10 protein-coding genes are annotated in these 14,194 nt (G+C 70.2%); 4 read left to right on the top strand and 6 right to left on the bottom strand.

Annotation, left to right across the window (positions count from 1 at the left end; all coding sequences use genetic code 11):
* Positions 1-12: 12 nt before the first annotated feature.
* The 3 genes from FB390_RS03875 (at position 13) to hpt (ending at position 3,083) form a co-directional block, all read left to right on the top strand.
* The gene (locus FB390_RS03875) at positions 13-1,128 is read left to right on the top strand and encodes a zinc-dependent metalloprotease (RefSeq protein ID WP_141807714.1); all 1,116 of its coding nucleotides are present in this window, start codon (positions 13-15) and stop codon (positions 1,126-1,128) included.
* 227 nt (positions 1,129-1,355) lie between these two features.
* On the top strand, positions 1,356-2,471 hold the full coding sequence (gene tilS / locus FB390_RS03870) for a tRNA lysidine(34) synthetase TilS (RefSeq protein ID WP_141807713.1): 1,116 nt from the start codon (positions 1,356-1,358) through the stop codon (positions 2,469-2,471).
* Positions 2,472-2,525: 54 nt separating this feature from the next.
* The gene (gene hpt, locus FB390_RS03865; RefSeq protein ID WP_141807712.1) at positions 2,526-3,083 is read left to right on the top strand and encodes a hypoxanthine phosphoribosyltransferase; all 558 of its coding nucleotides are present in this window, start codon (positions 2,526-2,528) and stop codon (positions 3,081-3,083) included.
* Between the two features lie 18 nt (positions 3,084-3,101).
* On the opposite strand, the gene FB390_RS03860 is transcribed toward hpt, so the two are convergent.
* From FB390_RS03860 to FB390_RS03850, 3 genes are read right to left on the bottom strand one after another with little or no spacing between them, the layout of a single operon-like run.
* Positions 3,102-3,809, bottom strand: a complete 708-nt coding sequence (locus FB390_RS03860) for a cyclase family protein (protein ID WP_141807711.1) — start codon at positions 3,807-3,809, stop codon at positions 3,102-3,104.
* Positions 3,810-3,825: 16 nt separating this feature from the next.
* Entirely contained in the window at positions 3,826-5,982 is a 2,157-nt protein-coding gene (locus FB390_RS03855) for a serine/threonine protein kinase (RefSeq protein ID WP_141807710.1), read from the bottom strand.
* A complete protein-coding gene (locus tag FB390_RS03850) occupies positions 5,979-8,678 on the bottom strand; it encodes a serine/threonine-protein kinase (RefSeq protein ID WP_141807709.1) in 2,700 nt (899 codons plus the stop codon). The genes FB390_RS03855 and FB390_RS03850 overlap by 4 nt, the downstream gene beginning before the upstream one ends.
* A gap of 271 nt (positions 8,679-8,949) precedes the next feature.
* Between FB390_RS03850 and FB390_RS03845 the strand changes: the two genes are divergently transcribed.
* A complete protein-coding gene (locus tag FB390_RS03845) occupies positions 8,950-10,335 on the top strand; it encodes an amidase (RefSeq protein ID WP_246123839.1) in 1,386 nt (461 codons plus the stop codon).
* Positions 10,336-10,353: 18 nt separating this feature from the next.
* Here the strand turns inward: FB390_RS03845 and FB390_RS03840 are convergent, their stop codons facing one another.
* The 3 genes from FB390_RS03840 to FB390_RS03830 form a co-directional block, all read right to left on the bottom strand.
* Positions 10,354-11,238 carry a LysR family transcriptional regulator gene (locus FB390_RS03840; RefSeq protein ID WP_141807707.1) on the bottom strand — a complete coding sequence of 295 codons (885 nt, stop codon included), beginning with the start codon at positions 11,236-11,238 and terminating at the stop codon, positions 10,354-10,356.
* Positions 11,239-11,708: 470 nt separating this feature from the next.
* Positions 11,709-12,542: an SDR family oxidoreductase gene (locus tag FB390_RS03835; protein ID WP_141807706.1), complete on the bottom strand. Its 834-nt coding sequence runs from the start codon at positions 12,540-12,542 to the stop codon at positions 11,709-11,711.
* On the bottom strand, positions 12,539-14,146 hold the full coding sequence (locus FB390_RS03830; protein ID WP_141807705.1) for an aldehyde dehydrogenase family protein: 1,608 nt from the start codon (positions 14,144-14,146) through the stop codon (positions 12,539-12,541). Before FB390_RS03830 ends, FB390_RS03835 begins: the two co-directional genes overlap by 4 nt.
* Between the last annotated feature and the right edge of the window lie 48 nt (positions 14,147-14,194).

The following is a 14,194-nucleotide window of genomic DNA, read 5'->3' as shown; positions in this document are numbered from 1 at the left end:
GGGTGGTTGACCATGATCGAAGGCGCTGACAAGACACGCGAATCCGCCGTCGCCGATCCGGCATCGGACGGCAAGGCGCGACGTCGCTCCGGCCTGTCCGGCGCCGTCGACTGGCGGTTGGCCGCGCGCACCGGGGCGGCCCTGGTGCCCGCGGGTCCGCGCACCTCGCGGTACTCGGCCGAGCAGGTGGTCACCGAGCTGGCCGAGGCGTCGGTGCGGGCCGAGGGACCGGTTCGCGAGGTGAGCGGACTGCTCGACGACCAGCCCGTGCCCGCGGCGCGCATCGTCGACCGGCCCGGCTGGATCGGCGCGGCCGCCGAATCCATGGCCCTGCTCACCGGAACCGGCGGCGATCCGCATGGCCGCGGCGCCTTCGCGGGGAAGCCCGCGGGCGTGCAGGCCGGCGCGATGCTGGCGTTCCTCTCCACTGCCATCCTCGGCCAGTACGACCCGTTCACCGGGCAGGACGGCACGTTGCTGCTGGTCGCGCCGAACATCATGGCCGTCGAGCGCGCGCTCGGCGTCCCGCCCAGCGACTTCCGGCTCTGGGTGTGCCTGCACGAGGTGACCCACCGGGTGCAGTTCTCCTCCGCGCCCTGGCTGGCCGACTACATGCGCGGCAACGTCGACGTCCTTTCCGAGGTCGGCGACGAACCGCTGACCGACATGCTGACCCGTTTGGTCGACGAGCTGCGCGACCGCCGCCGCGGCACCGCGTCCGACGATCCGGCCACCCGCGGCGTCGTCGGTCTGCTGCGCGCCACCCAGGCGCAACCGCAGCGCGAGGCCCTCGACCGGCTGCTCATGCTGGGCACCCTGCTCGAAGGCCACGCCGACCATGTGATGGACGCCGTCGGCCCCACCGTCATCCCGACGGTCGAGCAGATCCGCGCGGCCTTCGACAAGCGCCGCAAGCGCCCGACCAACCCGGTGCAGCGAATCCTGCGCGCCCTGCTCGGTGTGGACGCGAAGGTCGCGCAATACATCCGCGGCAAGGCGTTCGTCGACCACGTCGTCGGCCGCGTCGGCATGGAGCGCTTCAACGTCGTGTGGTCGAATCCCGAGACGCTGCCCCGGCCGGACGAGATCGACAATCCGGACCGCTGGATCGCCCGCGTACTGGGCTGAGCGGACTACGGCGACCTGTAGCGCGGATCATCGCGGAGCCGCTTTCGGCACGCGGACTATCCACACCGACGCGGCGGCGAAACGCACAGCGCGCGGTGGGCCGACGACTCGGCTCCCTGCGCTGCCGAGCACGGTCGGTGTCGGCGCGCCGAGCGGCGCGCCGGATTCGCGGGTCACCTGATCCGGTCGTGGCATCGGAGGCGGGGGACGTCGGTAGTGTCCTCGGTATGGGCGGTGCGGTGCGAGCGACGCCCGGGCAGCGCGAGGCGGCCACGGGCAGTGGTGCGACTGCGGGCGGCGCTGGTTCGGGTGGGCCGCGGAGGTTGCCGGAGACCGCGGCGGTGCTCGAGGTCAGGCGTGCGGTGCGGGCCTGGGCGGGGGAGTATCTGGCCCAGGGCGCTTCGGTAGCGGTGGGCCTGTCCGGTGGGGCGGACTCGCTGGCTCTGACGGCCGCGGCGGTCGTCGAGATCCGGCACGTCGACGCGCTGGTCGTCGACCATCGCCTGCAAGAAGGCTCGGGGCAGGTGGCGGCGGACGCGGCCGCCGCGGCCCTCGCGCTCGGCTGCCGATCGGCCCGCGTGCTCGCGGTGGACGTCGGCACCGAAGGCGGCTTGGAGGCGGCGGCGCGCACGGCCAGGTACGCGGCGTTGGACGCCGCCCGCCACGGCGCGCCCGTCTTGCTCGGCCACACCCTCGACGATCAGGCCGAGACCGTGCTGCTCGGACTCGCCCGCGGTTCCGGCGGACGCTCGATCCAGGGCATGGCGGCCTACGCCGAACCGTGGGGCAGGCCCCTGCTCGGCGTCCGCCGGGCCACGACCCGCCAGATGTGCGCCGATCTCGGCCGTACCCCGCACGAGGACCCGCACAACCTGTCGCCCGAATTCACCAGGGTCCGGCTGCGCACCGAGGCGTTGCCGCTGCTCGAGGAAGTACTCGGTGGCGGCGTCGCGGCCGCGCTCGCCCGCACCGCCGAGCAACTGCGCGAGGACGGCGCGCTGCTGGACGTGCTTGCCGACGAGTTGCTGGAGGCCGCGAAGGTGCCCGCACCCGCCGCCGACGGTCCCGGCGCCGCCGATGATGAGGCGGCGCTCTCGATCGAGATGCTCGCCACTGCGCCCGCCGCGCTACGCCGCAGGGCGATCCGCTCCTGGCTGCTGCAAAGCGGAGCGAAAGCCCTGACCGACAAGCATTTACGGGCGGTGGACGCGCTGGTCACGGCGTGGCGCGGGCAGGGAGGGGTGGCCGTCGGCGGCGGGTCACCGGACACGAGGTTGGTTGCCGCGCGCGAACATGGCAGGCTGACACTGCGTGGACACGACAGATGTCTGCGCAGTGACTGATGCCGAGCGGGATCGATCGAAACCAGCGGCGCACAGGAAGGGAAACCAACTGACGTGTACGGGGACGACATCGCGTCGGTGCTGATCACCGAGGAACAAATCGCCGCCAAGACGCAGGAGCTCGCCGAGCTGATCGCCAAGCGCTATCCGGCCGACGCGCCGGAAGGCGACCTGCTGCTGGTCGGCGTGCTCAAGGGCGCGATCTTCTTCATGACCGATCTGGCCAAGGCGCTGCCCATCCCGACCCAGATGGAATTCATGGCCGTCTCCTCCTACGGCTCGTCCACCTCCTCCTCGGGCGTGGTGCGGATCATGAAGGACCTGGACAAGGACATCGCGGGCCGCAACGTGCTGATCGTCGAGGACATCATCGACTCCGGCCTGACCCTCTCCTGGCTGAAGCGCAACCTGTCCACCCGCAACCCGGCCTCGCTCGAGGTTGTCACCCTGCTACGCAAGCCGGACGCGCTGCGCACCCACGTCGACGTGGCCCACGTGGGCTTCGACATCCCCAACGAGTTCGTCGTCGGCTACGGCCTCGACTACGCCGAGCGCTACCGCGACCTGCCCTACATCGGCACCCTCGACCCGAAGGTCTACGGCGGGTCCTAGGGCATCGGCCCCGACGACTCAGGGCAGCAACGCGAAAATCGTTGCGGGCGAGCCCGACCCACCCCGATAGAGCGGCCCGCCGACCAGCACCCACGCACCCGTCGCGGGCAGCTCGGCCAGATTCGCCAGGCACTCCAAGCTGATCCGGTGCTCTCGGTAGAGCAGCTTGGACACCGTGTACGAGTCGTCGGTGCCCACATCGGGCCCGAAGGTGTCGATGCCAAGCGCGCCGCGCCTGCCGAGCCGTCCGGTGCGCAACAGCCACTCCACCGTCTCGACCGCGAATCCGGGCTGGCGACCGGCCGATTCGTCGACGCCGATGAAATCCGGGCCGCCCCACTTGGCGTCCCACCCGGTCCACGCGATCACCGCCGCGCCGTCCGGGATGCGGCCGTGCCGCGACTCCCAGCGCCGCAGATCCTCCACGGTGACGGCGTAATCGCGGTCCGCCGCGCACCGCTCGCGCACATCGATCTTCACCACGGGCAACAGCAGATCGGCCAGGTCCAGCTCGTCGGCGGCCAGCCCATCGGCGTGAAAGTGAATCGGCGCGCCCCAATGCGTTCCGGTGTGCTCGCCCTGCTGGATGTACCGCAGGTAGTACCCGTCGTTGGCGACGGTGGCGACGATATCGGTCCGGAACTCCGGGTCGCCGGGGAAGATCGGCGTCGTCGCCGCATCGTGCACATGCGACAGGCTGACCAGCCTGCCGAACGGTGACTTCATCGCGCTCCCGAGTAGGTTAACCCGCCCGTCGCCGTAGCGCGTCCAGATCCTGTTCCATGGCACGGAACATCAGGTAGACCACGACGAAGGCGACGATGCTCGCGATGCACATTATCCGCAGTGTGACGATGATTTTGGCGAGGTCCGGCGGAGGCAACAGGGTCGAACCCGCGACCGCGATGAGCGGAATCGACGCGGCGAGCACCAGATACAGGCCGCTGCGACGGCGCAGTGCGCGCAGCTCGGCCGCCTCGGATGGCTCGATTCCGCCCTGCCCCAAGAACATCGGGTACACGCACCGGACGATGTAGAAGTTCGTCAGCAGGAACGGATACGTCAGTGCCACGACGCCCGAGACGGTGTGCAGGACCACGAAATGCGCGTAGTCGCTCGGGGATACCACGTCGGAGGTGCCGCGCAGCGCGAGCGGATAGACGAGGCCGGAGACCAGCCACAGGGAGAAGATGATCAGCGCCGCCCAGTCACCGAGCCGCACCGCCGAGGCCCGAGCCTTGCGCAGCACGCCCTCGTCGTAACGGACGCCCGCGGCCAATCCGTGCGGCACCGTGATCAGGTACCTGGCCAGGTAGACCAGCGCCACCGTGCCGAAGGCGAAGCCGAAGCCGTTGACGATCACCGAGTAGATCTCGAACTGCCGCTGCGTCTGCTCGGACTGCCTGCTGTGCATGAGCATGTTGTTGTGGTCGATGTTGTAGATCGAGGCCAGGATGTTGGGCACCGCGATGGCCAGACTGATCAGCACCACCCGCCACGGGCGCAGCCGCACCCGCCAGCTGCGCTCCGGCGGGTCGACCAGGTCGCGGGCGCGCGGGTCGAGGCACAGGTCCAGCTGTTCGGCCAGCACCGTGCCGTTCGGCCAGCGCCGCCCCGGATCGGGATCGAGACAGGTCAGCAGGACGCGGCGCAGTGCGGGCGGGCAGTCGGCGGGCAGCGTCGCGAGCGCCGCCGCAGGCACGCCCGCGCGGCGTTCGCGCAGCGCCTCCGCCACGGTCGGCGGATCCTCGGTAAAAGGCCGCGTGCCCGTCAGCAGTTCCCACAGCAGGACGCCGAGCGCGTAGAGATCGCTTCGGGTGTCCGGCGCGGGGGCGTCGGGGTCGAGCGCGGCGGCGAGCTGTTCGGGGGAGCGGTACGCGAGCCAATCACGCAGCGCGGTGGGCGAATCGGGCGGTGTCGAGGTTCCGTCGCCGGGTGCGAAGTCGGCGAGCTTGGGTATGCCCTCGCTGGTGAACAGGACGTTGGCCGGGTCGATGGCGTGGTGGGCGATGCCGTGGCGGTCGGCGTAACCGAGCGCGTCGGCGAGGCGGCGCCCGATCCACGCCACCGTCTCCGGCCAGCTCAGCGTGGCGATCTCGGCGCGCACCAGGGAATCCGCCGGCCGGATCTCGCCTTTCGCCTCGGTCGCGGCGTCCAGCGCGCCGAGCAACAGCGCGCCGCCCGCTCCCTCGCCCGCTGCGCGACGACGCCGCAACAACTCCGCCGCGGTGCCGCCGGGCAGGTACTGCATGTAGACGAGGCTGCCGATCTCGCCACCCGAGGTGAGCACCCGCTCGTCGAAGACGCGGACGATATGGGGGTGATCGAGCTGGACCATCGGCTGCGGATCCGCCCCGCCCGCCACCGCGACCCGTACCGCGACCACCCGCTGCATGGACAGCTGCCTGGCCAGGAACACCCGCCCGTTGCGGCCGCGGCCGAGCTCGGTCCGCAGGTCGAAATCGTCGACCCGCTGGCCGGGTGCGAGTTCGGTGAGGTCGCGATCGACGCGCACCACTCCCGCGTGGCCGTGGTCGCCGGTGAGCCGGTCGCGCACCGCCTCGGCGAGTTCGGGGTACTCGGCGAGGAACTCCTCCAGCGGGAGCGGGCCGCGGCCGCGGCGAGCGAGGAACTCCTCGCAGACCAGATCGACCAGCTCCGGGCTCGCGTCCACCTCGGGAAACTCCGCGCGATAGTCGGCGATGCGCTTCGCGGGTCCGCGGCCGCCCCAGCGGTGCCGCAGATCGATACGGACCAGGTCGGCGAGCACCCCGGCCCGGACAACGGTGCCGTCGGGCACATAGTCCGCCAGGCGCGGCGGGCTGTCCCGGGCGGCGCGCAGGCAGTGCTGCCAAGCGGTGGTGAAGCGGGCGACCGGGTCGGCATGCGTAACGGTCATGGACGCTCCGCGGCCGCGCGCGGCCGGTTGTCGTACCGGTGTGCGCGGCTTTGCGCACCCTGCTGCGGGCCGGTCTCGCCGCTGGCGACGACCCGTTCCAGCGCGCGCAGGTCGGCCTCGAGCGAGCGGAACAGCAGATAGGACCCGACGAAGGCGATGATGGCGCCCGCGCAGAGCACCCGCACCGCCACGATCACCATGGGGATGTCGTCGGGCGGCAGGAAGGTCACGCCCGCCACCGCGAGCAGCGGCACCGAGGCCGCGATCGCGAGGTACAGGTTGCAGCGCCGGTCGAGCCCGCGCAGTCTGCTCGCGTCCTCGGGGCAGATGTCACCGTGCCGCAGGAAGATCGGGTAGATGCAGCGGATCAGGTAGAAGGTCGCCAGGAAGAACGGGTACGACGCCGCGATCGCGCCGCAGACCACCAGCGAGGCCATGAAGTGCACGACGTCGCGCCCGGTGACGTCGCCGGTGGAGAGCTCCATGACGATGGGGAAGGTCAGCGCGGCGAGCACCCACAGCATGAACGGGATGGCCACCGCCCGCTCGCCGAGCAGCAGCGTGTCGGTTCTGGCGCGGTTCAGCGTGTCCGGGTCGTAGCGTTTGCCCCGGCGAAGTCCCCTGGTCACCCGCAGCATGTAGCGCATCGAGTAGATGATCGTGAAGAACCCGATGGGGAAGAACACCGCGTTCACCGCGCTGGTGAGGATCAGGAACGTGCGTTGCGCGTCCTCGGGCATGCGGTCGACGATCAGGTTCTGGTTGTGCTGGATGTTGTAGATCGAGGCCAGCATGTTCGGCACGGCGATGGCCACCACCATCACCGGGAGGATGTAGGGCTGGAGCCGCTCCCGCCAGCTGCCCGGTTTCGGGTCGACCAGGCCGCGCGCTCGTTCGTCCAGGCAGAGATCGAGCTGTTTGGCCAGTGTCGCGCCGTTCGACCAGCGCTCGCTGCGCTCGGGCCGCAGGCAGGTCAGCAGCACCCGGCGCAGCGCGGCCGGGCAGTCCTTCGGTACCCGTGCCAGTGCCGCGGCGTCGACGCCGACGGCGCGCCGCTCCAGCATCGCTTCCAACGTGGTGTCGTCGCCGCGCTGACCCGCGCCCGCGGTGCTGTCGTCGTAGGGCTTCGCGCCGGTGAGCAGCTCCCACAGCACCACGCCGAGCGAGAAGATGTCCGAGCGGGTGTCGAGGTCGGCGGCGGAGCGGATGCGGCCGGGGTGGCAGGCCTCCAGCTGTTCGGGCGACATGTAGGCCAGGGAGCCGCCGAAGTAGGCGACCGGGCTGGTGCCCTCCACGTTGCGGCTGAAGCTGATGTTGAAATCGGCCAGCTTGGGCACGGCCTCGGCGGTGAGCAGCACGTTGGCCGGCTTCACGTCGCGGTGCAGCACGCCGTGCGCGGAGGCGTAGTCCAGCGCCTCGGCCAGCCTGCGGCCCAGCCACGCGACGGTCTCCGGCCAGCTCAGCGCGGCGATCTCGGCGCGCACGCTGGAATCGGTCGGCCGGATCTCGCCCTTCTCCTCCATCGCCGCGTCCACCGCGTCCAGCAGCAGCTGGCCGCTGCGTTCCTCCGGTGGGGTGGCCCGCACCCAGCGCAGCACGCCGAGCAGCGTGCCGCCGGGCAGGAACTGCATGTAGAGCAGGCGCAACCGCCGCGCGGCTCCGCCCACCTCGCCGGCGTCGAGCAGGCGCTGATCGAAGACCCGCACGATGTAGTCGTGATCCAGCTGGGCCAAGGTCTGCGGCTCGGTGCCGTGGTCGGCGGAGATCTTCACCGCGACCAGCCGCTGCATGGACCGCTGCCTGGCCAGGAAGACCCGGGCGAAGGCGCCGCTGCCCAGACCGGTCAGCAGGTCGAAGTCGTCGACGCGCTGACCGATCTCGATGCGGTCCAGCGGGTCGAGGCGACCAGGTCCGGTACCCATCGTTGTGCCGATCGCGGTTTCGGTTCCGCCCAGATCGGCGGCTCTCGTAGCCTCCGCCGTGTGGTTCACCTCCGTACCACGAACGGACGCCGTGGTTCGGTTCAGCCCGGAGGTCTGGTCGGGGCCGTTCGCGGGCACGGTTCCGTCGGACGCGGCGCGGGTGGATTCGTCGGTCGGGGACTGGCGCGTCTCGTCGAGGTCGGCCGAGCTGGTCTCGTCAATCGAGGGCCGGGTGGAGTCGTCGAGGGCCTCGGGCGGGGTTCGGCGGGTGCTCTGATCGACCTCGTCGGCATTCAGCAGACCGCGTAACTCGGCCGCCTGGTTCGGATATTCGCGCAGACATTCCCGCGGGTCGACGCGCTCGCCGCTCTGGCGCCGGACGACGAATTCCTCGTACACCAAACCGGCCGGTATGTTCTCGCGTTCGAGCTCGGGGAATTCGGCGCAGTATTCGGCCAATCGTTTGCGCCGCGGCGCGGGCGGACGCGTTTCCGCGCGGCGCGCTCCGAGCGCTGGCTTGCGCAGCCATCGGTGCCGCATATCCACCCGGATCAGTTCGATCAGCGCCTCACGGCGCAGGGTGCGCGCGTCGGGCAGGAACGCCGTGATCTCCGGTAGGGGTCCGGGGCCCTCATCTGGGGCGATGTTGCTCGCGGCGGCCCACGCCGCGGCGAAGGCCTCGACCGCGACGAGCTCGGATCTGAGCAACTGGCCGCCGGGCTCGGAGTCGGAAGCCGCGTCCGGGCGGGTATTTCTATCGGAGTCGGCACTCATTCTCGGACCTACTAGCTGTGGCGGCGTTCAGGAAATCCGCACTGGTCGGTCGGTGGCTGCACCGGATAAAATCCGCCACACCCGACGTCATCGTCCCCCGAGCAGTATCGGGAATGATAACTTGCGCCACAACAGCGGATCACCCGATTTCGACAACGATGCGACGGGGGCGAATCAGCACATGCACAACAAGGCTACGGCGGTGGCGGAAGGCTTGGCCGCGATCACCGAAACCACGAGTACCGAACCATTGTCCGCCCGGGAGGCACCCATGGGCGAGAGCGAGCGAGGGGGACCGCCCGCCGAGGGGCAAGCGGAGTCGCCGCGTGGTCCCGCGGTGACCATCGCCGCCGGTGTGCGCGAGGGCTCGCTGACACCGACCGAGGTCGTCGACGCGACCATCGAACTCGTCGCCGCCGAGGACGCTACGACCAACGCGTTCAGCGTGGTGCGCGCCAAGCGCGCGGTCGCCGAGGCCATCGCGCTGGAACAGCGGCCGGATCTGGACGCGCTGCCGATGGCGGGTGTGCCGGTGGCGATCAAACACAACATCCCGGTGACCGGCGAGACGGTGCTGTGCGGTTCGGCGGCGACCGACACCGGCCCGGCCACGGCCGACCACCCGGTGGTGCGCAGGCTGCGCGACGCGGGCGCGGTCGTCATCGGGCTCACCACCGTGCCCGAGCTGGGGCTCTGGGCGATGACCGACGACGAGCACCGCGTCACCAGGAACCCGTGGAACGTCAAGCGCAGCGCGGGCGGCTCCTCCGGCGGCGCGGCCGCGGCGGTCGCGGCCGGATTCGTCCCGGTGGCGCACGGCAACGACGGACTCGGCTCGGTGCGCATTCCGGCGGCCGCCTGCGGCGTCTACGGCATCAAACCGGGCAGGCACACCGTGCCCTCGGACGTCGGCCTGGACTCCTGGGGCGGCATGGTGGAGAACGGCGTCCTGGCGACGACCGTCGGCGATGCCGCGCTCGCGCTATCGGTCATGGCCGGCCGCCCGGACCTAGCCGAGCTGGAACCACCGGGCCGACTACGCATCGCGCTGGCCGTCACCCCACCCTCCCGGTTCGTCCGCGTCGACCCGCACTGGGCCGCCGCCGCGCACAAGGCCGCGGCCGTCGCGGCCGCCGCGGGACACCGGGTGGAGACGACAGCGCTGCCGTACGGCAACGCCGTGTTCGCGTTGCTGGTCCGCTGGCTGACGGTGGCGCTGCCCGAGGCCGCCACCCTCGCTCATCCCGAACGTCTGCAACCGCGCACCCGCCGTCATCTGGCGATCGGCCGCTTCGTCCAGCGGCTCGGGCTGGTGCGCGCCGCACAGGTAGACCGGATCGAAGCCCGGTTGCTCGAATTCTTCGAAGACTACGACGTGGTGATCACGCCCACGTTGGCCACTCCGCCTCCGCGGGCGCGGGCCTGGCACCGCAGGGGCTGGCTCGCCAATGTGCTCACCGGCTTCCGCTTCTCCCCGTTCACGCCGATCTGGAATCTGGTCGGCTGGCCCGCCGCCTCCGTGCCGATGGGCACGCATCCCTACTCGGACACCCCCGTCGCCGCCCAGCTGGCCGGTCCGCCCGGCAGCGAGACCACCGTGCTGCGGCTTTCCGCGCAACTCGAACAGCTGCACCCCTGGCGGCGCACCGTGCGCTGACGGTGCGCCGGGAACCGCTCAGCTGGCCAGCGGCTGCTGGGTGGCGAAGCCACCCTCGACGGCGCGGGCCGCGAACTCCAGGATGGTCGGACGGGTGTCGTCGGCCCGCCACGCGACGGCGAGTTCGCACGGTGCGAGTCCCGTCAGCGGTCGCGCGGTGAGACCCGGCCAGCGGTACATCGGCACGTTGTTCTCGGCGAGCAGGCAGACACCGAGGCCGAGGCTCACGGCCTCGAGCTTGTCTTCCGGCGTCGCCGCTTCCGCGCCGATCTTGGGCTGACGGCCGTTGCGCGCGTCGTTGCCGAGCCAGAAGTCGCGCACCGCGCCCGCTTCAGAGGGCAGCGCGATGAACGGCTCGTCGAGCAGGTCGGCGAAGTCGATGCTGTCCTGATCGGCCAGCGGGTGGTTCTCGGGGAGCAGCACCCAGCGCGGCTCGGTGCGCAGGACTTCCCAGCGGTACCGGTTCGGGTCGGGCAGCGGCAGCCAGACCAGGGCCAGGTCGGCCTGCCTGCCCGCGAGACCGCTGGACGGGTCGGTCCAGGAGGCGGCGTGCAGTGCCAAGCGGTGGCCGCTCGCGCTCTCCAGATCGTTGAGCAGCCCGCGCCCGAGCGCGGACTGGATGCCGACGCGCAGCACCTCGCCCGCCTCCTGCAGCGAGACGTTGGTGACCTCCCAGAGCTCCAGGATCTTGCGGGCGCCTTCGAGCAACTCCTTGCCCGCGACGGTCAGCGCGACGCTGCGCTGGTTGCGGTCGAACAGGACCACGTCGAGCTGGCGTTCCAGCTGCCGGATCTGACGCGACAGGGTGGGTTGTGCGATGTGCAGCCGCTGAGCGGCGTTGGTGAAATGCAGTTCCTCAGCGACGGCGACGAAATACCGCAGGTCGCGCAAATGCGGGTCCATAGCCCCTTGCTATCAGAATCAGTCCTCAATTTCCAGCCTTATCAGGCCGGAAAGTTTGGATACGGGCACCGAAACAGTCGGCAGGTTTGTTAGGGACAGCATATTGCCTGACTTGGTCGTCTGCACCATCGGCTCGGCGAATTTCCGGCACCCGCCTCGGCTTTGCTGTCGCCCGTATTCTTTGGTCGATTGACCAGGGCTTATGTTACAGACCCGTGATCTGCGGGCTGGTGGGCGGGTACGAGTCGCAAACCCAGTGATCGAACAGAAACCCTTCGCTGAGCGGCCAGATCTTGTTACGGGCGAAAAGAGTGACTTTGGTCACAAATTGGTTCGGTACCGGCATACGTCGAGTGACGGCAACTGCCACCAGGTGCCAACCGGGGTGCGACATCGGGCACACACGACGAAGGCGCTGTGATCGGCGGCAAACCGCGATCACAGCGCCTTCTGACCCGCCCGGGGGTACCTCAGATGCTTCTGGCGCGCTCCTCGTAGGCCTTGCGCTTCTCCGCGTCGACGTCGTCGAGGAACGCGTGGCTCGCGCCGAGCGCCCGCGCGATACCGTCGCCGATCGCCTGCGGAAGCAGGCCGACGACCTGGGAAACGATTCCGGCCACCGCGGTGACCCTGACCTTCGACCTCGGCGTCTCGATCAGCCCGACGATCGCGTCGGCGATCTCCTCCGGCTCGGCGGGGCGCAGCAGCTTCGGCGCCGTCACGCCGGAGCCCAGTTCGGTGTTGGTCAGCGTCGGCAGCACCGAGGAGAAGCGCACGCCGGAGTCGCGGTACTCCTCGCGCAGGGTGTCGGTGAAGCCGAGCACCGCGTGCTTGCTCGCGTTGTAGGTGGCCAGGCCGGGGATGTGCGTCTCACCGGCGAGCGAGGCGATGTTGATGACGTGCCCGCTGCGGCGCGGCAGCATCCTGGCCAGCGCCAGCTTGGAGCCGAGGATCACGCCGTAGACGTTGATGTCCAGGATCCGGCGGGTGATCTGATCCGGCTCGTCGACCAGCTTGCCGGTCGGCATGATGCCTGCGTTGTTTATCAGCACGTCGATCGGGCCGACGGTGCGCTCGACCTCGTCGAGGAAGGACTCGAACGAGGTCGCGTCGGTGACGTCGAGCTTGCCGTACAGCTCGAAGTCGCGCGCGGATCCGGACTCCTTGACGGTGGTCTCGTCGACGTCGCCGATCGCGATCTTGGCGCCGAGCGCATGCAACGCGGTGGCGGTGGCCAGGCCGATGCCGCGGGCGCCGCCGGTGATGACGACGACTTTGCCTCGGATCTTCGCCGGGTCGGTCACTTGTTGTCTCCCTTGAGTTTCAGCAATGCGGGGATGTCGATGCGGCGCAGCCCGCGCGCGCCCGCGGCGCGCATGGCGCCGAGCGCGGTGAGCAGCTTGGCGTTCTGGTACGGGTACCAGAACAGTTCCTTCTGCAGGGTCGGCACGATCGGCTTGGTGATCGCCTGCTGGCGGCAGTACTTGCGCACGCCGTTGGCGCCGCCCCAGCGCGCGCCGACACCGGAGAGACCCCAGCCGCCCATCGGCAGGGCGTAGCTGAACAGGTTGGCGAAGACGTCGTTGATGTTGACCGCGCCCGCGTTCAACTGGCGGGCGATGCGCTCGCCGCGGTCCTTGTCGCCGGTCCACACCGAGGCAGAAAGACCGTAGACGGAGTCGTTGGCCAGCCGGATCGCCTCGGCCTCGTCGGCCACCTTCATCACCGGCAGCGTCGGGCCGAAGGTCTCCTCGGCGACGCACGACATGCTGTGATCCACGTCGACGAGCACCGTCGGCTCGAAGAACGTGCCCTGACCGGTACGCTTGCCGCCGGTGAGCACCTTGGCGCCCGCCGCGACCGCCTCCTCGACGTGGCGCTGCACGATGTCGACCTGGTTCTCGTTGGCCAGCGCGCCCACGTCGTGCTTCAGCTCGCGGCCGTCGATGCCCTGGCGCAGCGCCTTGACGTTGGCGGTGAGCTTGGCGACGAACTCGTCGTAGACCGGCGCCTCGACGTACACGCGCTCCACCGAGATGCAGACCTGGCCCGCGTTGAACATGCCACCGAAGGCGATGCCGTGCGCGGCGCGATCGATGTCGGCGTCGGCGAGCACGATGGCCGGATCCTTGCCGCCGAGCTCGAGGCTGTACGGAATCATCCGCTCGACGCAGGCCGCCGCGATCTTGCGGCCGGTGGCGGTGGACCCGGTGAACTGGATGTAATCGGCATTGCCGACCACCGCCGCGCCGGTCTCGCTCGCACCGGTGACCACCTCGAACACCGGCGGCGCGCCGATCTCGCGCCAGCCCCGCGCCAGTTCGAGCGCGGACAACGGGGTCACCTCGGACGGCTTGAGAACCACCGCCGCCCCCGCGGCCAGCGCCGGGATCACATCCATCACCGGCATGGCCAGCGGGAAGTTCCACGGGGTGATCACGCCGACCACCGGGTACGGGCGGTAGGCGGTGGTGAGCTTCTTGACCCGCGCCAGCGGGCTGTGCGGCGACGGGTGGTCGTCGGCGAGGAACTTGGCCGCGCGGCGGGCGTAGTAGCCGATCAGGTCGGCCCCGAAGGACGGATCGATCAGGGCGTCGGCGCGCGGCTTGGAGGTCTCCGACTGGAGCACGTCGGCGAGGTGCTCGGTGTTGTCGATCAGCCAGTCCTGCAGTTTCAGCAGCCATTCCTTGCGGCCGTCGGGGCCGATGGCCTCCCACTCCGGCTGGTAGAGCCGCAGTTCGCGCACCGTGGCCGCGACCTCGTCGGCGCTCTGCGCGGGCACCGTGCCGACGATCTGGCCGGTGCCGGGATTGCGCACCTCGATGACGGTCGGCGCGTCTTTCTTGGCGGCCGGTTTGCGCGCGGACGCCTTCTTCGCCGCGCTCGGCGCGGACTCGGTGTTGGTCACTGCTGTTCTCCCACTGCCTCGTGCGCGCCGCGGTGCTCGCTGCCGAGC

The organism is Nocardia bhagyanarayanae (assembly GCF_006716565.1).
GTDB lineage: Bacteria > Actinomycetota > Actinomycetes > Mycobacteriales > Mycobacteriaceae > Nocardia > Nocardia bhagyanarayanae.
Note: the sequence above shows the minus strand (reverse complement) of the source record. Positions and strands in the feature narration are given on the sequence as shown.